The organism is Rathayibacter sp. AY1D9, assembly GCF_002932395.1.
Lineage (GTDB): Bacteria > Actinomycetota > Actinomycetes > Actinomycetales > Microbacteriaceae > Rathayibacter.
Genome location: NZ_PSVQ01000004.1, coordinates 78,707 through 98,856 on the forward strand (window position 1 = coordinate 78,707; position 20,150 = coordinate 98,856).

Sequence of the window (20,150 nt, forward strand, 5' to 3'; positions counted from 1 at the left end):
CGGCGTCTCGCGACCGCCGCCGCCTCATGCCGGTCGACCAGCCGCGCAGCGGCGTCTCGAGACGCCCGCACGTCTCGACCAGCAGCCTGCGCCCGCTCGTCCCTCAGCGCGGCGGCAGCCGCAGGGCCCCGTCGAGCCGGATGGTCTCGCCGTTGATCATGGGGTTCTCGACGATGTGCCGCACCAGGGCCGCGAACTCCTCGGGGCGTCCGAGGCGGGCCGGATGCGGCGTCGCCGAGCCGAGCGCCTCGCGGGCCCTGTCCGGCAGCCCGGCGAGCAGGGGCGTGTCGAACGTGCCCGGTGCGATCGACACCACGCGCACGAGCCGGGCCGCGAGCTCGCGCGCGAGCGGCAGGGTCATCGCCGCCACGGCTCCCTTCGACGCGGCGTAGGCCGCCTGTCCGATCTGCCCCTCGAAGGCGGCGACGGAGGCGGTCGTGACCAGGACTCCCCGCTCCCCATCGATCGGCTCCCGCTCGGCGATCGACGCCGCGGCGAGGCGCAGCACGTTGAGCGTCCCGGTCGTGTTGATCCGCAGCACCCGGTCGAACTGCTCGAGCGGCAGCGGCCCGTCGCGTCCGAGCAGCCGCCCGGGTGTGGCCACGCCCGCACAGCTCACGGCGACGCGCAGCTCCCCCGCCGCCGCCACGGCGCGCGAGACGGCGTCCGGATCGAGGACGTCCCCGGCGATCAGCTGCACGGAGGCGGGCAGACGCGCGGCCTCCACCGCGTGCGGCAGGTCGAGCACGACCACGTGCGCTCCTGCGGCGTCGAGCGCCGTCGCCGTCGCGGCTCCCAGTCCGGATGCTCCCCCCGCGATCAGCGCGGACGTCCCCTCGAGTCGCACGGTCAGCCCGCCGGAGCGGGGGTGGAGTCGGCGTCGGGCTCGTCGGTCGGCTCGCTGCCGGGCTCCCCCGTCGGATCACTGCTCGGCTCTCCGGACGCGAGCGCCTGCGCCGAGCAGTCGGTCAGGGTGGCGTCGTAGGCGTCACGGGCGCGCTGCGCCGCCAGGCGGACCTCCTCCTCCGCGAGCGGGCTCGCGAGCGGCGGCCGGTCGCTCAGGCCGTAGCGGGCGAGGCAGTCGCTGATCAGGCGGGTCATGCGCGCGCCGCTCTCGGGATCGGCTGTGCCGGTGGGCGCCGGGGCGGCGGTCGCGACGGAGCCCGAGTCGCGCACGGACCCGTCCGGCACCTCCGCGGCGGGACCGGAGCAGGCGGTGAGGCTCAGTGCGAACGCGACTCCGACGAGCAGCGCGACGGGCGGGCGGAGCGTCGTGCGCAGGAGCATGGACGACCTCGTTCGTGACGGCTGCGGGCAGGAGTGCGGCCACGGTAGCGCAGTCGATGCTTCCGGCGAGCGCTGGGCGCGCTCTCACGCCCCAGTGGCACCCCCAACGGGGCACAGGCGCGCCTGTCAGGAGGGCTCGGCGAGCGCCCACATCGCGACCGCCGACGCCGCAGCGACGTTGAGCGAGTCGATCCCGTGCCGCATCGGGATCTGGACGGCGACATCGGCGGCGGCGAGCGCGTCGGCGGTGAGACCCTGCCCCTCGGTGCCGAGCACGAGGGCGACGCGCTCCGGAGCGCGGGCGGCGAAGTCCCGCAGGGGCACCGCCTCCGGGGTCAGAGCCATCGCCGCGATCGTGAAGCCCGCTCCGTGCAGGAGCCGCTGCGTCGACGGCCAGTCGCCGACGCGTGTCCAGGGCACCTGGAGGACCGTTCCCATGCTCACGCGGATGGCGCGGCGGTAGTACGGATCGGAGCAGCGCGGCGTCACCAGCACGGCATCGGCTCCGATGGCCCCGACGGAGCGGAAGATCGCGCCGACGTTCGTCGGGTCGACCACGTCCTCGAGCACGACGACGCGGCGCGCTCCCGCGAGCAGGTCGGACGGGTCGGGCAGCACGGGCCGGTCCATCGCCGCGATCAGGCCGCGGTGCAGGGTGTACCCGGTGAGCTCGGCCAGGAGCTCACCCGGGCCCGTGAAGACGGGGACGTCGAAGCAGCCGACCAGGCGCTCGGCCTCGCCTGCCGATCCGCCGAGGGCGAGCACCGAGCGCGGCCGGTGCCCGGCGGCGAGCGCACGCTCGAGCACGAGCGCCGACTCCGCGATGTACAGGCCGTGCGGGCCGCGGGCGTTCTTCAGCGCGACGTCCGTGGCGTGGGCGTAGTCGCGCAGCCTCGGGTCGTCGAGCGCGGTGACCTCGATCCGCTCCACCGGATCAGGCGAAGGGGTCGGGGGTGAGCGTGTACTTGGTGCTGAGGTACTCGTGGATCCCCTCGAGTCCGCCCTCGCGGCCGAGGCCCGACTGCTTCACCCCGCCGAAGGGCGCCGCCGCGTTCGACACCACGCCGACGTTGAGGCCCATCATCCCGGTGGCGAGCCGCTCGATCATCCGCTGACCGCGGGCGAGGTCGCGCGTGAAGACGTAGGACACCAGTCCGTACTCGGTGTCGTTGGCGAGCTCGACGGCGTCGTCCTCGTCGGTGAACGGCACGATCGCGAGCACCGGGCCGAAGATCTCCGTGCGCAGGATCTCGCTCTCCCGGTCGACCCCCGCGAGCACGGTCGGCCGGTAGAAGTGGCCGGCCCCCTCGATCCGATCGCCGCCGGTGAGCAGGCGCGCGCCGCGGGAGACGGCGTCCTCCACCAGCGCGGACGCCTTCTCGACCGCGCGCTCGTCGATCAGCGGGCCGATGGTCACCCCGTCCTCGGTGCCGCGGCCGACGCGCAGAGCGCGCACGCGCTCCACGATCCGCGCGGCGAACTCCTCGGCGATCGACTCGTGCACGAAGAAGCGGTTGGCGGCCGTGCAGGCCTGGCCGATGTTGCGGAACTTCGCGAGCATCGCGCCCTCGACCGCCCGGTCGAGGTCGGCGTCCTCGAACACGACGAAGGGCGCGTTGCCGCCCAGCTCCATCGAGGTCCGCAGCACGTTCTCGGACGCCTGCTGCAGCAGCGTGCGCCCGACGGGAGTGGAGCCGGTGAAGGACACCTTCCGCAGGCGGGGATCCGACAGGATCGGAGCCGACACGGCTCCCGCCGAGGACGTGGTGACCACGTTGAGTACGCCGTCGGGGAGCCCCGCCTCGGCGAGCAGCGCCGCGAAGGCGAGCGTGGTGAGCGGAGTGAGCTCGGCCGGCTTCACGACGACGGTGCAGCCCGCCGCCAGCGCCGGAGCGATCTTCCGCGTCGCCATCGCGAGCGGGAAGTTCCAGGGGGTGATCAGGTAGCAGGGGCCCACCGGGTGCTGCGAGACGATCATCCGGCCGCTGCCCTCGGGCGAGACACCGTAGCGTCCGCTGATGCGCACCGCCTCCTCGCTGAACCAGCGGAGGAACTCGCCGCCGTACACGACCTCGCCCCTCGCCTCCGCGACCGGCTTGCCCATCTCGAGCGCCATCAGGAGCGCGAACTCCTCGGTGCGCTCCTGCAGGAGGTCGAACGCCCGCCGGAGGATCTCGCCCCGCTTCCGCGGCGCCGTCGCGGCCCACGACGGACCGGCGGCGACGGCGGCGTCGAGCGCCCGGACCCCGTCCTCCGGAGTCGCGTCGGCGATCGAGACCAGGACCGCTCCGGTGGCCGGGTCCTCGACGTCGATCGAGCCGCCGCCGGAGGCGTCCACCCACTCACCGCCGATCAGCAGCTGCGTGGGGATGCGGGCGAGCAGAGCGGTCTCGGCGGCGCGGGACGCGACGGAATCAGTCACAGGAGGGAACCACTTCTTCGGATCGGAGCGCGCAGACCGCGCCGGGAGGAGCTTCTCGTCCTCCCAGTGTAGGACGGGCGATCGCTCCGGGGGCGGGGTCGCCGGGAGCCGCGAGGACCTGCGCCTCCGTGAGCCCTGTGGAGGGACGAGCCCTCAGACGGACCGCTCGACGCGGACTCCCGCCTCCGTCAGCTCGCGCAGCGCCGCGGCACTCGCCTCCTCGGAGACGCCTGCGACCAGGTCCTGGAGCACGCGGACCTCGAGCCCCGCCCGTCGCGCGTCGAGCGCCGAGGCGCGCACGCAGTGGTCGGTCGCGAGTCCCACGACGTCGAGCGCAGTGACGCCCCGCTCCGCGAGCACGGCGCCGAGCTCCTCGCCCGCCTCCGTCGTGCCCTCGAAGGCCGAGTAGGAGGGGCGGCCCTGCCCCTTGAGGATCTGCACGTCGATCAGAGCGGTGTCCAGGGCCGGGTGGAACCGCGCGCCGTCCGTGCCGGCGACGCAGTGGACGGGCCAACTGTCGACGAAGTCCGGCTCCACCGCGAAGTGGCCGCCGTTGTCGGAATCGCCCTCGTGCCAGTCGCGGGAGGCCAGCACCGCGGAGTAGCGGTCGGCGTGCGCCGCCAGATGCTCGGTGATTCCCCGGGCGACGGCCGCGCCGCCTGTGACGGCGAGCGCGCCGCCCTCGGTGAAGTCGTTCTGCACGTCGACGATCAGGAGTGCGGTGGTCATCGTGGGCCTTCCGGGAGGAGGTGGCGAGGAGGAGCGGGAGGTCGACCCGCCCGGGTCAGGAGTCGGAGAGCGAGGATCCGCAGCGGTAGACGCCCGTCACGAGAGTGTCGATCGCGGTCTTCGCCGAGTCGGAGACGTCGCCGAGAGCGTAGACCGCGAAGGTCAGCTCGGTGCCGTCCGCCGCGGTGACCACGCCGGCCAGGGTGTAGCCGGTGTCGATCCAGCCCGTCTTCGCCCGCACCGCGCCGTCGGCCGCGGCGTTGTCGCCGGCGAAGCGGTCGGAGTAGGAGAGCGAGCCCGTCCGGCCCGACACCGGCAGGCCGTCCAGGAGGATCCCCAGCTGCCCCTCGCGGGCCTGCACCTTCCGGAGCAGCTCGGTGAAGTACGCCGGCGCGACCGCGTTGTCGTCGCTCAGGCCGGAGCCGTCGACGATCGCGATCCCGGACGTGTCGACACCGTAACCGGCGAGCCCCTGCAGCACACCGGCCTGCTCGGCAGCGAAGTCGCTGCCCGCGCCGGTGCGGATCGCGACGAGCCGCGCGAGCATCTCGGCGATCGCATTGTCGGAGACGAGCAGCATCTGCTGCACGAGCGTGCCGACCGGGGCCGACTCGACCGAGCCGAGAACCGCGGCGCCCGCGGGAGCGGTCCCGGTGGAGACCACGGGCGAGCCGTCCAGCTCGTCGGCGAACGCCTCTCCGGCCCGGCCGACCGGATCCGTGCCGCGCTCGGAGGTCGAGGCCGTGGTGTCCTCGCGATCGCCGTCCACCTGGAGCGCCGTGATCTCGGGCATGTAGCCGTCGACCTGCTCCTTGCGGTTCCAGCTCGGCTGCCAGGTCTCGCCCGAGTAGAGGGAGGAGTCGAGCACCAGCGACGTGATCGGCGTCCCGGCGGTGGAGGGGTCGGCCTCCCAGGCGCTCTCGACCTGCGCCGCGAGATCGTCGAGGTGGGCCGCTCCGGCGTAGGTCGACTCCCGGCCGGTCGGGAGCCGGGTCAAGGTGAGGTCTCCCCCGCCGACGAGGACGACGCTTCCGGGCTCGCTCCCGCGGACCACGGTGGTGGCGATGCGCGTGTCCGGGCCGAGGACCGCGAGCGCCGACGCGGCCGTGAGGATCTTGAGGGCGGAGGCGGTGCGGGACGCGGTCCCGCCCCCGCGGTCGAACAGGACCTCGCCCGTCGCGGCGTCGACCACACGCGCCTGCATCGAGCCCAGGCGCGGGTCGGCGGCGAGCCCCGCCACCGAGCAGGTGCGGAGCGCCTCGGCCGCCGCTTCGGCGGTGGGCCGCGCCGTGGCCGTCGGCGTCGGTGCGGGAGTCGCGGTGGCGGTCGGGGTCGAGGCGACGGGCAGCGCCCCGGGCTCCGCGGCGCTGCCGAGGGCCGTCCCCACGCCGAAGGCGCCGCCACCGAGCACGGCGGCCACGAGCACCGCGGCGACCACGAGAGTGCGGCGACGGCGGGGAGGAGGCGTGTCGGTCATCCGCAACAGGGTAGCGACGCGAGTTCGACGCGACCTGGACGCCGCGGATGAGGCCGGGAACTCGCGGATTCGGCCGGGACGTCGCGGATGACGGGAGAGGGAGCCGCCTGTGGGAATCGAACCCACGACCTTCTCATTACGAGTGAGACGCTCTGCCGACTGAGCTAAGGCGGCGTGCACGCGGGGCCTGAGCCCCGGACACGATTACACAGCATAGCCTGCTCGCGCCCCCGGGCGTGAATCAGGACGGCGCGGTCGAGCAGAGGCTCCGCGACGGCGGCGGCGACCGCCGCGCTCGGCTCAGGCGAGCGCGCCGCGGAGCTCCTCGAAGGAGCGGGCGATGCGTCCGGGCAGGGCCTCCCGGCCGTCGTGATCGACCCAGGCCGCCCAGGCGTGGCGGACGGCGGCGAGCCCGAGGAGCGTCAGCATCCGCGCCCGGCTGCGCACCCGCTCCGCGTCGTCGTCCTCCTGGCCGAGACGCTCGGCGACGAGCCCCTCGACCGCGAGCTCGAACTCGCGCATGCCCGCGATCTTCAGACCGACCAGATGCGGGTGCTCGCGGAAGAGCGCGCGGCGGAGGACGTGCAGCTCCCGATCCTCCTCGAGCGGCTCCTCCATCGCGGCGACGAAGACCCGCTGCAGGTCCTCGAGCACGGCGCCCCGGCCCGCGACGAACGCCGCCGCCGTCTCGTCGGCGATGACCGGGAGCCCGCCGACCAGCGCGTCCTCCTTCGAGGCGAAGTAGTTGAAGAAGGTGCGCGTGGAGACGTCGGCGGCGCGCGAGACGTCGTCGATGGTCACCCGCTCCGGCCCGCGCTCGCTCGCCAGGCGGAGGACGGCGATCTCGATCGCCCGCCGCGTGGCCAGGCGCTTGCGCTCGCGGAGCCCGGGCTGCTGCTCGCGGGACCGCTCCTGCTCGGTCAGCACTGCGGATCCACCTCCGGGACGGTCCCCTCGAGCAGGTACGCGTCGACCGCGTCGTTCACGCAGGACGTCGACTTGTTGTAGGCCGTGTGGCCCTCGCCGTCGTAGGTGACCAGGTGACCGGCGGAGAGCTCGCCCGCGAGCGCCTGCGCCCATACGTAGGGCGTCGCGGGATCGTTCGTGGTGCCCACGACCAGGATGGGCGCCGAGCCCTCCGCGGTGATCGGCTCGCGGGAGCCCTCGAACGCCGCCGGCCACTCGCTGCAGAGGATGTCGCCGTAGGCCATGTAGCGGCCGATCGTCGGCGCGGCCTGCTCGAGAGCGGCCTCGTCGGCGCGCATCGAGGCGGTGTCGGCGTCGTAGGAGTAGTCGACGCAGTTGATCGCGAGGAACGCCTCGGTGGTGTTGTCCGCGTACCGGCCGTCCGCGTCGCGCCCGTTGTAGGCGTCCGCGTACTGGAACGCGACCGCGGGGTCGCCCCGGCGGACGCCGGCCAGCATCTCGCTCAGCGCTCCCCACGCCGTGGCGTCGTAGAGCGGGTAGACGATCGCGGTGAACAGCGTGCTCGCGCCGAGCTCACGGCCGTCGGCGGCCCGGATCGGCGAGGCGTCCACGTCCTCGAGCATGCGCTTCAGCTGGGCCATCCCCGCGTCGACAGTGCCGGTGAACGGGCAGTCGTCCGAGCGGAGGCAGTCGGAGAGGTAGGCGCGCAGTGCGCTCTCGAACCCCTTCGCCTGCTCGCGCACCACGTCGAACGAGGTGGCCGCCGGGTCGATCGCGCCGTCGAGGACGAGGCGGCCGACCCGGTCCGGGAACAGCCCGGCGTAGGTCGCTCCGAGGAACGTGCCGTAGGAGTAGCCGAGGTAGTGCAGCGTCTCGTCGCCGAGCGCCGCGCGCAGCACGTCGAGATCACGGGCGGCGCTCGGGGTGCCGACCTCGGGCAGCAGCGGCCCGCTACGCTCCTCGCAAGCGGCGGCGAACGCGGCAGCGGTCGTGCGCTGCGCCTGGATCCACTCGTCGCTGCCCCGCTCCCCCGGCGTGATGTCGTAGAGGTAGGAGTCGAGCCCCGCGGCGTCGAGGCAGGAGACCGCGGTGGAGGCGCCCACCCCGCGCGGATCGAAGCCGACGACGTCGTACCGGGCGGCGAGCGCGGAGTCGACCGCGTAGTCGGCGCTGTCGCGGACGAAGTCGACGCCCGACGCTCCCGGTCCGCCCGGATTCACGAGCAGGGACCCGATCGCCGGGCCCTTCGTCGCGGGTCGGCGCACCAGGGCGATCGACGCCGTCTCCCCCGAGGGGTCGTCCCAGTCGAGCGGGACTGTCGCGTCGGTGCAGAGAGCGCCGTCGCCGCAGTCGTCCCAGACCAGCACCTGCGAGTAGTAGCGCTCCAGGGAGTCGTCGACGGTCTGCGGATAGGGGGTGGAGGTCCGGTCGACGCTCGGGCCGGGCGCGAAGCAGCCGGTCAGGAGGGACGCGGCCGCGGCGAGCGCGACGACGACGGCCGACCGGCGCCCCCGCCTCACGCGGCCACCGGGCGGCGCGCCGCGACGACGAGCAGCGCCTCGAGAGCGAGGACCGGGGAGACGTTCGCGTCGATCCGCTGCCGGGCGGTCGCGATCGCGTCGAGGACGGCGAGCGTGCGGTCGGGCGGAGTCGCGTCGGCGAGCGCGGTCATCGCGGTCCGGACCTCCTCGTTGATGACGCCGCCGGGCGCTCCGAGCTGGAGGCGCACCACGTCGCGGTAGAGGGAGAGCAGGTCGACGAGGATCCGGTCGAGGCCGTCGCGGAGGCTCCGCGTCGCGCGTCGCTTCTGGTCCTCCTCGAGCGCCCGCAGCTGCGAGCGGAGCTGCGCGGGCACGGTGCCCCCGGGCTCGACGCCGAGCGAGCGCAGCGCCTGCTGCCGCTCGGCCTCGTCGCGCTCGAGCGTGATCGCCTTGGCGTCCTCGGTCGCGACCTCGATCATCCGCGCAGCGCCGAGCACCGCGTCCGAGACGCCGCGGAGGCGCAGGGCGATGCGGAGCGTCTCCTCGCGGCGCTCGCGCGCGTTCGCGTCGGTCGCCAGGCGGTGCGCCATCCCGATGTGGCTCTGAGCCTGGCGGGCGGCGCGCTCGGCGGTCTCGGGGTCGACCCCGTCGCGGCGCTCGAGGAGACCGGCGACGTCCTCGATGCTCGGCACGCGGAGCCGCACGGAGCGGACGCGGGAGCGGATGGTGGGGAGCAGATCGGCCTCGCTCGGGGCGCACAGGATCCAGACCGTGCGCTCCGGCGGCTCCTCGAGCGCCTTCAGCAGCACGTTGGACGTGCGCTCGCTCATCCGGTCGGCGTCCTCGATGACCATGACGCGGTAGCGCGACACCGAGGGCGAGTACTGCGAGCTGCTGACCAGCCGCCGCACCTCGTCGATCGAGATGATCACGCGCTCGGTCGTCAGCACGGCGAGGTCGGGATGGGAGCGGGCGGCGACCTGGCGGCAGTCGGGGCACTCCCCGCAGCCGCCGCGGCGGCAGAGCAGTGCGGAGGCGAACGCGTAGGCGAGGTTCGAGCGGCCGGACCCGGGAGGGCCGGTGATGAGCCAGGAGTGCGTCATCGACGACGATTCCCGGCCACGGTCGTCCCGGGGCGTCGAGGCGTCCTGCAGGGCGCCGATGGCGTGCTCCTGCCCGACGAGCTGGCTCCAGACGGTCATGCCACCAGGCTAACCGCGAGCACCGACAGCCGACGCGCCGTCGAGGAGGACGGCGACCCGCTCCCGCACCGCGGCCGCGATCTCCTCGACGGGGAGAGCGGCGTCCAGGACGAGGAAGCGCTCGGCGTCCGTCTCGGCGATCGCCAGGAACGCCTCGCGCACGCGCCCGTGGAACTCCGCCTTCTCGGCCTCCAGCCGGTCGAAGCGGGTGCGGGCCGCGTCGAGCCGGCCCCGCGCGACGGCGGGGTCGAGGTCGAGCAGGACGGTGAGGTCGGGCCTCAGGTCGCGGGTGGCCCATTCCGAGAGCCGCCGGACCTCGACGGCGTCGAGGACCCGCCCGGCTCCCTGGTAGGCGACGGAGGAGTCGATGTAGCGGTCCTGCACGACGACCTCGCCGCGCTCGAGCGCCGGTCGCACGAGCGTCCCCATGTGCTGGGCGCGGTCCGCCGCGTAGAGCAGGGCCTCGGCCCGCGGATCGATCTCGCCGCGGTGGTGCAGAACGATCTCGCGGATCTGCAGGCCCACCTCGGTGCCTCCGGGCTCGCGGGTGCGGACGACGGTCTCGCCCCGCGTGCCCAGCCACTCCTCGAGCAGCCGGGCCTGCGTGGTCTTGCCCGCGCCGTCCCCGCCCTCGAGGGTGACGAACAGCCCGGTCACGACTCGGTCGCGTCCGACGTCTCGGCGGCGGCCGCCGCGGCCGCGCGGCTCGCGGCGGTGGCGCGGGGCGTGGCGGGCTTCTTCGCTGCGGTCGTCTTCTTGGCGGCCGCGGCCGTCTTGGCCGCGGTCGTCTTGGCCGCCGTGGTCTTGGCCGCCGTGGTCTTGGCCGCGGTCGTCTTCGCCGCGGGCTTCCTGGCCGGCGCGCGCTTGGCCGGAGCCTTCTTGGCCGGGCCCTTCGCGCGCTTGTCGGCGAGCATCTGGACCGCCTGCTCGAAGTCGATCTCCTCGATCGTCAGGCCCTTGGAGATCGTGACGTTGGTCTCGCCGTCGGTCACGTAGGCGCCGAAGCGTCCGTCGCGGATCCGGATCGGCTTGCCGCTGACGGGGTCCGCCTCGAACTCCTTCAGCGCGCTCGACGCGCGTCGCGCCCCGTACTTCGGCTGGGCGAAGATCTCGAGCGCCGTCGGCAGGTCGACCTCGAAGATCTGGTCCTCGCTGGTGAGCGACCGGCTGTCGGTGCCCTTCTTGATGTACGGGCCGTACCGGCCGTTCTGAGCCGTGATCGGCTCGCCGCTCTCGGGGTCGTCACCGACCGTGCGCGGCAGGTCGAGCAGGCGCAGCGCCGTCGCCAGGTCGATCGACGCGACGTCCATGGACTTGAAGAGGGAGGAGGTGCGCGGCTTCACGACAGCGGGCTTCTTCGCGCCGCGCTTCGCGGGCGCGGGCTCGACGACCTCCCCGGTGGCGGGATCCGCCGTGGTCTCCGGCTCCGGATCGACCTCGGTCACGTAGGGGCCGAAGCGCCCGTCCTTGACGACGACGGTCTTGCCCGAGTCGGGGTTGCTTCCCAGCACGCGGTCGGTCTGCACCGGGGCGTCGACGAGCTCCTGCGCCTTGGCGGGCGTGAGCTCGTCGGGAGCCAGCTCGAGCGGCAGGTTGACGCGACGCGGCGTCTCCTGCCCCTCCTCCTGGGCCACCTCGAGGTAGGGGCCGTACTTGCCGATGCGCAGGGTGATGTCGTCGGTGATCCGGACGGAGTTGATGCTCTTCGCATCGATCTCGCCGAGGTTGTCCACGACGTGTCGGAGCCCGGGGTGCGTGCCTCCGCCGAAGTAGAAGCGGTTGAGCCAGGCGACGCGGTCCTCCTCGCCGCCGGCGATGCGGTCGAGGTCGCCCTCCATCTCGGCGGTGAAGTCGTACTCCACCAGGTCGGAGAAGAAGTCCTCGAGCAGCCGGACCACCGAGAAGGCGATCCAGTTGGGCACGAGGGCGGTGCCGCGCGGAGTGACGTAGCCGCGGTCGACGATGGTGGAGATGATCGACGCGTAGGTGGAGGGCCGGCCGATGCCGAGCTCCTCGAGCGCCTTGACCAGGCTCGCCTCCGTGTAGCGCGGGGGCGGCGAGGTCTCGTGGCCCTTGGCCTCGACCTCGGCGACGACCAGGCTCTGGCCGACCTCGAGCACCGGCAGCTTGGCGTCCTTCTCGTCGCGGGCGCCGTGACGCTCCTCGTCGCGCCCCTCCTCGTAGGCGAGGAGGAATCCGCGGAAGGTGATGACGGTTCCGGAGGCGGTGAACTCGGCGGTCTTCGCGACGTCGCCGGCCGGCTCGGCGAGCAGCGTCACGGTGGCGGTCGAGCCCTTGGCGTCGGCCATCTGCGAGGCGACGGTGCGCTTCCAGATGAGCTCGTAGAGGCGGAGGTCGTTGCCGCGGAGGGTGCCCGAGAGCTGATCCGGGGTGCGGAAGGTCTCGCCCGCGGGCCGGATGGCCTCGTGCGCCTCCTGCGCGTTCTTGTTCTTGCCGGAGTACAGCCGGGGCTTGTCCGGGACGGTCTCGGCTCCGTAGAGGGACGCGGCCTGGGTGCGTGCGGCGTTCAGCGCCTGCTGCGAGAGCCCGGGCGAGTCGGTCCTCATGTACGTGATGAAGCCGTTCTCGTAGAGCGACTGCGCGACGCTCATCGTCTGGCGCGCCGAGAAGCGGAGCTTGCGCGCCGCCTCCTGCTGGAGCGTGGACGTGGTGAACGGGGCGGCGGGGCGGCGCGAGTACGGCTTGGACTCGAGGTTCGAGACCCGGACCGTGGTGGCGGGGTCACGCAGGGCCTCGGCGAGGGCACCGGCGGTGGACTCGTCGAGGACGGTGACGTCGCCCTTCAGCTGACCGCGGTCGTCGAAGTCGCGGCCGCTTCCGATCCGCTTGCCGTCGAGCCGAGCCAGGCGGGCGTCGAAGCCCGCCGCGGCGTCCGACTCGGGCGCCAGCACGGTGGCGAGGTCCCAGTAGCTCGCCGACACGAACGCCAGGCGCTCCCGCTCGCGGTCGACCACCAGGCGGGTCGCGGCCGACTGCACCCGGCCGGCCGAGAGCCCGGGGCCGACCTTGCGCCACAGCACGGGCGAGATCTCGTAGCCGTAGAGGCGGTCGAGGATGCGGCGGGTCTCCTGGGCGTCGACCAGGGAGGTGTCGATGTCCCGGGTGTTGTCGCGCGCCTTCTGGATCGCGTCCTTCGTGATCTCGTGGAAGACCATGCGGTGCACGGGGACCTTGGGCTTGAGCTCCTCGAGGAGGTGCCACGCGATGGCCTCGCCCTCGCGGTCCTCATCAGTGGCGAGGTAGAGCTCGTCGGCGTTCTTCAGCGCGCGCTTGAGGTCGGCGACCGTCTTCTTCTTCTGGTCGGACACGACGTAGTAGGGCTCGAAGCCGTTGTCGACGTCGACGGAGAACTTGCCCAGCGGGCCCTTCTTCAGCTCCGGGGGGAGGTTCTTCGGCTCGATGAGGTCGCGGATGTGCCCGACGGAGGCGAGCACCTCGTAGCCGTCGCCCAGGTACTGGGCGATGGTCTTGGCTTTCGCCGGCGACTCGACGATCACCAGCTTCTTCGTGCCGGACACAGTTCTCCTCGATTGGTGCTGTCGGGTCGGACGACCAGTGGTCCGACGTCCCCTGCTGCGGGGAGACGGTGCGCGGCGACGTGGTGCGGGGAACGGCGACGCGTCCCCATCGGCGGGGGCGCCCGACAGGCACACCATACACACTGACCCCGGACGTGCTGCCCCCTCCCGAGGACACGGGGACCTCGGGAGGACGCTGGACACGGCCTCGGAGCCGCCTGCCCGGCCTGCCGTCGACGGGGGTGACGCGCGGCGCCGATCGGCGCATGATGAGGCATGGCAACGACGCACACCACCACGACCTCCGCCTACACGGCCAAGCTCCTCGACGGACCGCTGGAGGGCAAGACCCTCCGCCGGGGATACGGCGACGATCAGGCCCCCGCCGCACGCCTCGAGATCCCCGGGGCGAGGGCGGGCTCCCGCTACATCTACCTCCTCGCCGGCGGCCTCGAGCACGACGAGGGCGCGGGCGCCCTGCCGACCGCCGCCGCGTACCGGTACCAGCGACTCTCCTCCGACTGACGCGCTCCCGCGGCGTCGTCCGGACCTCGGTCCGGACGACGCCCGCTGCTGCCCCCGCCCTCAGGGCGGCGGGCCGGCCCTCGACCGCGCCGTGAGGGAGAGCGGACCCGCGGTGACGGCCGCCTCCGTTCTCGCGACGCCGCCGTCGACGTCGCAGAGGACGAGCTCGGCGCCGTTCGCGCGGGCTACGGCGGCGGCACGTCCGCACGGATCCCCGGCCAGCAGGCCGGAGGCGACGTCGGCCGCTGCCAGGGACGAGGCGTCCGCGGCGGCGACCGCTCGCTGGTGCCCGACGACTCCTGCGCAGCCGGCGAGGACGGCGGCCGTCACCAGGATCGTGCCCGCGACGACTCCGATCGCCACGACCGCGGCCGATCCCTCCTCCCGGTCGCGGACAGCCCCGGGGAGCCGGCGGATCATCCGCCCCCGCCCAGCGCGCAGGACCGGACCGAGACCGGGAGCGAGACCGCCGGGAGCGGGCGCAGCCGGGCCGCGACGTCGACGCAGACCAGTCCGTCCTGCTCCCCCGCCGTGAGCGACGCCCCCGTCACCCGGGCGAGCGGCGCGCGGGGGTCGTCGCCCCGGGCCGCGGACCGGGCCGCGTCGGCGGCCGCGTCGACGAGCCGGACGTACTGCGCCGAGGCCGCTACCGACCCCAGGCACAGCGCCAGCACCGCGACCACCGCCGGGAGCACGAGCGCGAGCTCGGCAGTGGCCGAGCCCTCCTCCTGGACGAGCCGCCCGCGCAGCAGCGGAAGGCCTCTCATCCAGCCGCGGTGAGCGCGCGGGTCACCAGGTCGGTCAGGATGCTCCGCACCTCGTCGCCCTTGAGGATGACCACCAGCAGCCCGGCGAAACCGACTGCGGCCATCGTCGCGATCGCGTACTCCGCCGTCGCCGACCCCTCCTCGTCGCCCAGAGCGCCGAGACCTCCCCACCCGGGTCGGCGCCACTCGACGCGCCCCGCGGAGACGTCGATGCCCGTTCCTCCGCCGGACGCCGCACCTCCGCCGCTCCTCGAGCCCCGGCTCGTTCCGGGCACACCACTTCCCGCATCCCTGCTCCTACCGAGTCCTCGACTCCGGGAGACTCCCCCGCCGCTGATCGCCGTGTCACTTCTCATCCGTCCTGCTCCGTTCCGCCCCGCTCCGTGCCCCTCCTCCGAGGATCGCGGACTCCCGATCCCGCCGATCGACCCTCCGGTGGATCCGTGGAGACGCCTCCCGATCCCGCCTCTGTGGAGGAGCGGTCGACCGAATCACGCCGTCACCGAGAACGTCGAGAGCAGCACCGAGACGACCATCGGAGCCACTCCGAGCAGCAGGAACGCCGGCAGCACGCAGACTCCGAGCGGCAGCATCAGGGTCACGCCGAGCCGAGCGGCTCGCTCCCGCGCCCCGGAGGACGCCCGTGCCCGGACCAGAGCCGCCTCGCTCCGGAGCAGGCGTCCGGCCGGCACACCCGCCGCCGCGGAGAGGGCGAGCACCGGGTCCGCGTCGGAGAGCACGCGCTCGCCCGAGTCGAGCCCGCACTCGGCGAGCGCCGCCACGACCCGGGCGCGCGACGACTCGATCGAGCCGCCACCGGCCAGCGCCACCGAGAGGAGGTCGAGCGCGAGCCCGGGCGCCGGATCGGCCGGGGCCGCGCTTCGGACGAGGCGCCGCGTCCACGCGTGCGCGGCCGCCATCAACCCGGCTCCCCCGACCAGGCAGACCGCACCGGGCACCGTCCCGAGGAGCACGCCGACCACGTCGAAGCCCAGCAGTGCCCCCAGACCCAGCGCCGCCAACGGCAGCGCGCTCACGACCCTCCCGGTGGCGGAGGGACCGGCCAGAGCCACCTCGATGTCCCGGCGGGCGCGCGCCAGCTCGCGCAGGGACTCCGCCAGCTCGCCGAGAGCGGCGGCGACCGGCGCGCCGGAGTCGGCGGCCACCCGCCATGCGGCGGCCAGCGCTGCCCACGCGGTCGCCTCACCGGTGTCCGGCGCTCGCCGTCGCGGCCGCTTCCGCTCCGAGCCGCTCCGCCGCGAAACCGGCGTCCCGCGCAGCAGCGCCTCCGTCACGTCGCCCCCGCGGCCGGCCTCCTCCGACACCGCCCGGAGCAGTCGCCGCCGCCGCGCGTCCCCGCTGTCCGCCCCCTCCGCCCCCGCGAGATGCCCGAGGGCCGACGCGGGAGCCACTCCCGCCGCGAGGAGGACGGCCAGTCGGTGCACGACGGCCGCGACCTCGTCCAGCCCGTCGCGGCCCGTCACGCGCTCGACCTCGAGGCGCTCGGGAGCGACCCGTCCTCGACCCTCAGGCGGCCGGCCGCGTCGAGCGCGAACGTCCCGAATGCCGCCAGCCGCCGCCGCCCGTCGCGGCGCTCGAGGTGGAGCACCAGGTCGATCGCGCTGACCGTCTGGCGGGCGATCGCCTCGGGCCCGAGTCCCGCGAGGACCCCGAGCGCCTCGAGACGCGCGGGCACGTCCTCGAGGGAGTTCGCGTGGAGGGTCCCCGCACCGCCGTCGTGCCCGGTGTTCAGCGCGGACAGCAGCTCGCGCAGCTCGACGCCGCGGCACTCGCCGAGGACCAGGCGGTCCGGACGCATCCGCAGCGCCTCCCGCACGAGCCGGTCCAGGCCCACGGCACCGGCGCCCTCGAGGTTGGGCTGCCGCGCCTCGAGCGAGACGACGTGCGGGTGCGCCGGCCGGAGCTCGCCGACGTCCTCGATGGCCACGATCCGCTCGGTCGGCGCCGCGCACCCGAGCAGGGCGCCGAGCAGGGTGGTCTTGCCTGATCCACCGGCTCCCGTGATCAGCAGGTTCCACCGCTCGCGGACCGCCCGGCGCAGAAGCCGCACTCCGTCGTCGTCCAGCATCCCGGCCGCCTGCAGCTCCCCGAGCGTCCAGGAGTCCGACCGCGGCACCCGCACCGACACGAGCGCTCCCCCGGTCGCCACCGGCGGCAGCACGACGTGCACGCGGACCCCGTGGCGGAGCCTGACGTCCACGCACGGGCTCGCCTCGTCGACGTGCCGTCCACCGGCCGCGACCAGCGCGACGGCCAGCCGCCGTGCTCCGGCGGCGTCGAGCGTCCACTCCGGAACCCGCTCCGCACCACCGCCCCGGTCGATCCAGAGGCCCGCGCCGCCGTTCACGAAGAGGTCGGTCACCGCGGGGTCCGCGGCGTGCGGCGCGAGCAGCCCGAGACCGGCGGCGGCGGGCCGCACCGGCACCGGGTCGCGGCGGTGCTCGACGGGGACGAGGGGGACGAAGTCGCGGGTCATCCCGGCACGCTAGGAGCCCGTTCCGCGCGCCGGGGCGCTCCCTGCCCGATCGGAGGAGAGACGCCCGCGTCGGCGCCTGTGGAGGAACGACCCGGGCCGGACGCGCGCGCAGGGGCGGCCCGGGGCTCTCGGCAGGGAGCCGCTCCGAGGAGGGGCCCCACGGCGCAGAGAAGCCCAGTCGACGAGGAGACGTCCCGGCAACGCGGAAACGCCCCCGCGAGCAGGGCTCGAGCGGGGGCGTCCCTCCGCCGGAAGCGGCGGGAAGAAGGGGGCGGCACCCATTGGGGGGAACAGGTGCCGCCTCGGCGGCGCTGGATTGGGGGGAATCACTTGCGCCGCTGGGCCGAAGTTCATTCGGCCGTATGCAACTGTAGGGGAAGGATCGCGATTCGCCAAGCCCGGATCCTGTTCTCTGCGGACTCTTATCCGACACCCGCCCCGCACTCAGCTTGCGGCGCTCGGCGATCCGCGCTGGAGGCGGGCGCTACGGTGGTGCGACGCCGACCGCGCGGGCCGGCGAACGTCTCACTCGCGAAGGAGCGAATCGCAGATGTCCACTCCCCCCGACGCCCCGGCCGCCGACCGGAACGCCATCGACAACCTCCTCCACGAGACCCGCCGGTTCCCGCCGCCGGCCGATCTCGCCGCCGGAGCGGTCGCGACCGCCGCGCTCTACGACGAGGCCGCGGCCGACCGCCTCGCCTTCTGGGCCGACCGGAGCCGCGAGCTCCTGCACTGGCACCGGCCGTTCACGCGGACGCTCGACTGGAGCGAGCCCCCGTTCGCGAAGTGGTTCGACGACGGTGAGCTGAACGTGGCCTACAACTGCCTCGACCGTCACGTCCTGGCCGGCCACGGCGACCGCGTCGCCCTGCACTGGGAGGGCGAGCCCGGCGACTCCCGCTCGATCACCTACGCCGAGCTCACCGCCGAGGTGAAGCGCGCCGCGAACCTGCTCACGAGCCTCGGCGTCCGCGCCGGCGACCGCGTCGCGATCTACCTGCCCATGATCCCGGAGGCGGTCATCGCGATGCTGGCCGTCGCCCGGCTGGGGGCGGTCCACTCCGTCGTCTTCGGCGGCTTCAGCGCCGAGAGCCTGCGCGCGCGCATCGACGACGCGGAGGCGACACTCGTCATCACCGCCGACGGCGGCTGGCGCAAGGGCGCCGTCTCGCCCCTGAAGCCGGCGGTCGACGCCGCGCTCGCCCTCGGCGGCGAGTCCAGCGTCCAGCACGTCCTGGTCGTGCGCCGCGGAGGCAACGAGGTCGCCTGGCACGAGGGGCGCGACCTCTGGTGGCACGAGGAGATCGTGGCGGTCGACGCCGACCACGTCGCCAAGCCGTTCCCCGCCGAGCAGCCCCTCTTCATCCTCTACACCAGTGGCACCACGGGTAAGCCCAAGGGCATCCTGCACACCAGCGGCGGGTACCTCACCCAGGTCGCCTTCACGCACCGCGCGGTCTTCGACCTGCACCCCGAGTCGGACGTCTACTGGTCGACCGCGGACGTGGGCTGGATCACCGGGCACAGCTACGTCGTCTACGGCCCGCTCGCCAACGGCGCCACCCAGGTGATGTACGAGGGCACTCCGGACAGCCCGCATCCCGGCCGCTGGTGGGAGATCGTCGAGAAGCACGGCGTGACGATCCTCTACGCGGCGCCCACGGCGATCCGCTCCTTCATGAAGCTCGGCCGGCAGATTCCGCAGCGCTTCGACCTCTCGAGCCTGCGCCTGCTCGGATCGGTCGGCGAGCCGATCAACCCGGAGGCGTGGGTCTGGTACCGCGACGTCATCGGCGGCGGCCGCACCCCCATCGTCGACACGTGGTGGCAGACCGAGACCGGCGCGATGATGGTGTCCCCCCTGCCCGGGGTGACGACTCTCAAGCCCGGGTCCGCGCAGGTAGCTCTGCCGGGGATCTCGATCGACGTGGTCGACGACGCCGGGACGCCGGTCGGCGCCGACGAGGGCGGACTGCTCGTGATCACCGAGCCCTGGCCGGCGATGCTGCGCGGCATCTGGGGCGACCCGGAGCGCTACGTCGAGACCTACTGGTCGAAGTTCGGCGACCGCTACTTCGCGGGTGACGGAGCGCGTCGCGACCAGGACGGCGACCTCTGGCTCCTGGGGCGCGTGGACGACGTGATGAACGTCTCCGGCCACCGCCTCTCGACGGCCGAGATCGAGTCGGCCCTCGTCTCGCACCCGGTCGTCGCCGAGGCGGCCGTCGTGGGAGCCGCGGACGAGACCACCGGCCAGGCCGTGGTCGCGTTCGTGATCGCGAAGGCGAGCCAGGCCGAGGCGCTGGCCCACGGGCACGACGAGCTCGAGGCCGCCCTGAAGGCGCACGTCGCCGAGCACATCGGCGCGATCGCCCGCCCGAAGCGGATCTTCGTGGTGCAGGAGCTGCCCAAGACCCGCTCGGGGAAGATCATGCGCCGGCTGCTGCGCGACGTGGCGGAGGGACGTGCCGTGGGCGACACGACGACGCTCGCGGACACGCAGGTGATGGCGGTGATCTCCTCCGCGATCGCCGCGGACTGACCGGGCGCCGCCCCCTCCCGCCGCGTGGGCCGGAAGGGGGCGGTGCGTCAGTCGAAGGCGACGATCAGCTCGACCTCGACGGGAGCGCCGAGGGGCAGCTCCGCCACCCCGACGGCCGAGCGCGCGTGACGGCCGGGCTCGCCGAACAAGTCGCCGAGCAGCTCCGAGGCGCCGTTGATCACGCCGGGCTGCCCGGTGAAGCCGGAGGCGGACGCGACGAAGCCGGTGAGCTTCACGATCCGCGTCACCCGGTCGAGCGATCCGATCGCGTCGGCGACGGCCGCGAGCGCGTTCAGGGCGCAGGTGCGGGCCAGGTCCTTCGCCTGCTCGGGCGACACCTCGTCGCCGACCTTGCCGACCAGCGGCAGAGCGCCGTCGACGAAGGGGATCTGCCCGGCCGTGTAGACGAGGCCGCCGTGCACGACGGCGGGGACGTAGGCGCCGGCGGGGACCGCCACGGCGGGCAGCTCGACGCCGAGCTCCGCGAGGCGCTCGGCGATCACGCGCCGGCCTCGGCGACGGGGCGCTTGAGGTACGCGACGAGGCCGCCCTCGGGACCGGTCACGATCTGGACCAGCTCCCAGCCCTCGGATCCCCAGGTGTTCAGGATCGCCGTGGTGTTGTGGATCATCAGCGGGGTGGTGATGTACTCCCAGCGCGGGACGGACATGGCTCTCCTCGGGTGCGGCCGGTGCGGGACGACTGCTGAGCGCCGCGCGTCGGCGGGATGAGCGCCGCGGCTCGTCCGAGCG

At 73.9% G+C, this 20,150-nt stretch carries 20 protein-coding genes and 1 tRNA gene; 2 read left to right on the forward strand and 19 right to left on the reverse strand.

Translation table 11 applies throughout. From position 1 onward, the window contains the following. Window positions 1-103: 103 nt before the first annotated feature. The 12 genes from C5C50_RS03795 to topA all read right to left on the reverse strand — a co-directional run bounded on the left by C5C50_RS03795 (window position 104) and on the right by topA (window position 13,064). Window positions 104-847, reverse strand: coding sequence for an SDR family NAD(P)-dependent oxidoreductase (locus tag C5C50_RS03795; protein ID WP_104250608.1), 744 nt, complete (start codon window positions 845-847; stop codon window positions 104-106). Between the two features lie 2 nt (window positions 848-849). Further along, complete coding sequence (locus C5C50_RS03800) at window positions 850-1,287, reverse strand: hypothetical protein (RefSeq protein ID WP_104272861.1); 438 nt, start codon at window positions 1,285-1,287, stop codon at window positions 850-852. A 126-nt stretch (window positions 1,288-1,413) separates the two neighbouring features. Then, window positions 1,414-2,217, reverse strand: coding sequence for an RNA methyltransferase (locus C5C50_RS03805; RefSeq protein WP_104260348.1), 804 nt, complete (start codon window positions 2,215-2,217; stop codon window positions 1,414-1,416). 4 nt (window positions 2,218-2,221) lie between these two features. After that, window positions 2,222-3,709, reverse strand: coding sequence for an NAD-dependent succinate-semialdehyde dehydrogenase (locus C5C50_RS03810; protein ID WP_104260349.1), 1,488 nt, complete (start codon window positions 3,707-3,709; stop codon window positions 2,222-2,224). 153 nt (window positions 3,710-3,862) lie between these two features. Beyond that, the gene (locus C5C50_RS03815) at window positions 3,863-4,438 is read right to left on the reverse strand and encodes an isochorismatase family protein (protein ID WP_104262888.1); all 576 of its coding nucleotides are present in this window, start codon (window positions 4,436-4,438) and stop codon (window positions 3,863-3,865) included. Between the two features lie 55 nt (window positions 4,439-4,493). Further along, window positions 4,494-5,915 carry a D-alanyl-D-alanine carboxypeptidase/D-alanyl-D-alanine-endopeptidase gene (gene dacB, locus C5C50_RS03820; protein ID WP_104272862.1) on the reverse strand — a complete coding sequence of 474 codons (1,422 nt, stop codon included), beginning with the start codon at window positions 5,913-5,915 and terminating at the stop codon, window positions 4,494-4,496. A gap of 101 nt (window positions 5,916-6,016) precedes the next feature. Further along, a tRNA-Thr gene (locus C5C50_RS03825) sits at window positions 6,017-6,089 on the reverse strand. 126 nt (window positions 6,090-6,215) lie between these two features. Next, complete coding sequence (locus C5C50_RS16850; RefSeq protein ID WP_181027157.1) at window positions 6,216-6,842, reverse strand: TetR/AcrR family transcriptional regulator; 627 nt, start codon at window positions 6,840-6,842, stop codon at window positions 6,216-6,218. Then, a complete protein-coding gene (locus C5C50_RS03835; protein WP_104272863.1) occupies window positions 6,836-8,362 on the reverse strand; it encodes an alpha/beta hydrolase in 1,527 nt (508 codons plus the stop codon). Before C5C50_RS03835 ends, C5C50_RS16850 begins: the two co-directional genes overlap by 7 nt. Beyond that, complete coding sequence (locus C5C50_RS03840) at window positions 8,359-9,525, reverse strand: DNA polymerase III subunit delta' (protein ID WP_104272864.1); 1,167 nt, start codon at window positions 9,523-9,525, stop codon at window positions 8,359-8,361. Before C5C50_RS03840 ends, C5C50_RS03835 begins: the two co-directional genes overlap by 4 nt. A 9-nt stretch (window positions 9,526-9,534) precedes the next feature. Beyond that, window positions 9,535-10,182 carry a dTMP kinase gene (gene tmk / locus C5C50_RS03845; RefSeq protein ID WP_104272865.1) on the reverse strand — a complete coding sequence of 216 codons (648 nt, stop codon included), beginning with the start codon at window positions 10,180-10,182 and terminating at the stop codon, window positions 9,535-9,537. Beyond that, window positions 10,179-13,064, reverse strand: coding sequence for a type I DNA topoisomerase (topA, locus tag C5C50_RS03850; RefSeq protein ID WP_104272866.1), 2,886 nt, complete (start codon window positions 13,062-13,064; stop codon window positions 10,179-10,181). The genes tmk and topA overlap by 4 nt, the downstream gene beginning before the upstream one ends. A gap of 276 nt (window positions 13,065-13,340) precedes the next feature. Here topA and C5C50_RS03855 point away from each other — a divergent pair, with 276 nt between their 5' ends. Next, window positions 13,341-13,589 (forward strand): hypothetical protein, encoded by a 249-nt coding sequence (locus C5C50_RS03855; protein WP_104222197.1) that lies wholly within the window; start codon window positions 13,341-13,343, stop codon window positions 13,587-13,589. A 60-nt stretch (window positions 13,590-13,649) separates the two neighbouring features. On the opposite strand, the gene C5C50_RS03860 is transcribed toward C5C50_RS03855, so the two are convergent. The 5 genes from C5C50_RS03860 to C5C50_RS03880 form a co-directional block, all read right to left on the reverse strand. Beyond that, window positions 13,650-14,009 carry an Rv3654c family TadE-like protein gene (locus tag C5C50_RS03860; protein ID WP_104272867.1) on the reverse strand — a complete coding sequence of 120 codons (360 nt, stop codon included), beginning with the start codon at window positions 14,007-14,009 and terminating at the stop codon, window positions 13,650-13,652. Next, window positions 14,006-14,356 (reverse strand): TadE family type IV pilus minor pilin, encoded by a 351-nt coding sequence (locus C5C50_RS03865; RefSeq protein WP_104222193.1) that lies wholly within the window; start codon window positions 14,354-14,356, stop codon window positions 14,006-14,008. The genes C5C50_RS03860 and C5C50_RS03865 overlap by 4 nt, the downstream gene beginning before the upstream one ends. Beyond that, window positions 14,353-14,631 carry a DUF4244 domain-containing protein gene (locus C5C50_RS03870; RefSeq protein WP_244229600.1) on the reverse strand — a complete coding sequence of 93 codons (279 nt, stop codon included), beginning with the start codon at window positions 14,629-14,631 and terminating at the stop codon, window positions 14,353-14,355. The genes C5C50_RS03865 and C5C50_RS03870 overlap by 4 nt, the downstream gene beginning before the upstream one ends. A 216-nt stretch (window positions 14,632-14,847) precedes the next feature. Further along, the gene (locus C5C50_RS03875; RefSeq protein WP_104272868.1) at window positions 14,848-15,840 is read right to left on the reverse strand and encodes a type II secretion system F family protein; all 993 of its coding nucleotides are present in this window, start codon (window positions 15,838-15,840) and stop codon (window positions 14,848-14,850) included. Then, complete coding sequence (locus C5C50_RS03880) at window positions 15,837-16,853, reverse strand: TadA family conjugal transfer-associated ATPase (RefSeq protein WP_104272869.1); 1,017 nt, start codon at window positions 16,851-16,853, stop codon at window positions 15,837-15,839. Before C5C50_RS03880 ends, C5C50_RS03875 begins: the two co-directional genes overlap by 4 nt. A 550-nt stretch (window positions 16,854-17,403) precedes the next feature. On the opposite strand from C5C50_RS03880, the gene acs reads away from it, so the two are divergent. Next, complete coding sequence (gene acs, locus C5C50_RS03885; protein ID WP_104272870.1) at window positions 17,404-19,398, forward strand: acetate--CoA ligase; 1,995 nt, start codon at window positions 17,404-17,406, stop codon at window positions 19,396-19,398. Window positions 19,399-19,445: 47 nt separating this feature from the next. On the opposite strand, the gene C5C50_RS03890 is transcribed toward acs, so the two are convergent. Together C5C50_RS03890 and C5C50_RS16855 are read right to left on the reverse strand one after the other, a co-directional pair. Beyond that, entirely contained in the window at window positions 19,446-19,901 is a 456-nt protein-coding gene (locus tag C5C50_RS03890; protein ID WP_219814071.1) for a RidA family protein, read from the reverse strand. Further along, a complete protein-coding gene (locus C5C50_RS16855) occupies window positions 19,898-20,068 on the reverse strand; it encodes a hypothetical protein (protein ID WP_164861113.1) in 171 nt (56 codons plus the stop codon). The genes C5C50_RS03890 and C5C50_RS16855 overlap by 4 nt, the downstream gene beginning before the upstream one ends. Between the last annotated feature and the right edge of the window lie 82 nt (window positions 20,069-20,150).

Coding starts and splice junctions, on each gene's coding strand:
- C5C50_RS03815 (WP_104262888.1), bottom strand. CDS start 4,438: ATGACCACCGCACTCCTGATCGTCGACGTGCAGAACGACTTCACCGAG.
- C5C50_RS03800 (WP_104272861.1), bottom strand. CDS start 1,287: ATGCTCCTGCGCACGACGCTCCGCCCGCCCGTCGCGCTGCTCGTCGGA.
- acs (WP_104272870.1), top strand. CDS start 17,404: ATGTCCACTCCCCCCGACGCCCCGGCCGCCGACCGGAACGCCATCGAC.
- C5C50_RS03855 (WP_104222197.1), top strand. CDS start 13,341: ATGGCAACGACGCACACCACCACGACCTCCGCCTACACGGCCAAGCTC.
- C5C50_RS03880 (WP_104272869.1), bottom strand. CDS start 16,853: ATGACCCGCGACTTCGTCCCCCTCGTCCCCGTCGAGCACCGCCGCGAC.
- C5C50_RS16855 (WP_164861113.1), bottom strand. CDS start 20,068: ATGTCCGTCCCGCGCTGGGAGTACATCACCACCCCGCTGATGATCCAC.
- C5C50_RS03865 (WP_104222193.1), bottom strand. CDS start 14,356: ATGAGAGGCCTTCCGCTGCTGCGCGGGCGGCTCGTCCAGGAGGAGGGC.
- dacB (WP_104272862.1), bottom strand. CDS start 5,915: ATGACCGACACGCCTCCTCCCCGCCGTCGCCGCACTCTCGTGGTCGCC.
- C5C50_RS03840 (WP_104272864.1), bottom strand. CDS start 9,525: ATGACCGTCTGGAGCCAGCTCGTCGGGCAGGAGCACGCCATCGGCGCC.
- C5C50_RS03860 (WP_104272867.1), bottom strand. CDS start 14,009: ATGATCCGCCGGCTCCCCGGGGCTGTCCGCGACCGGGAGGAGGGATCG.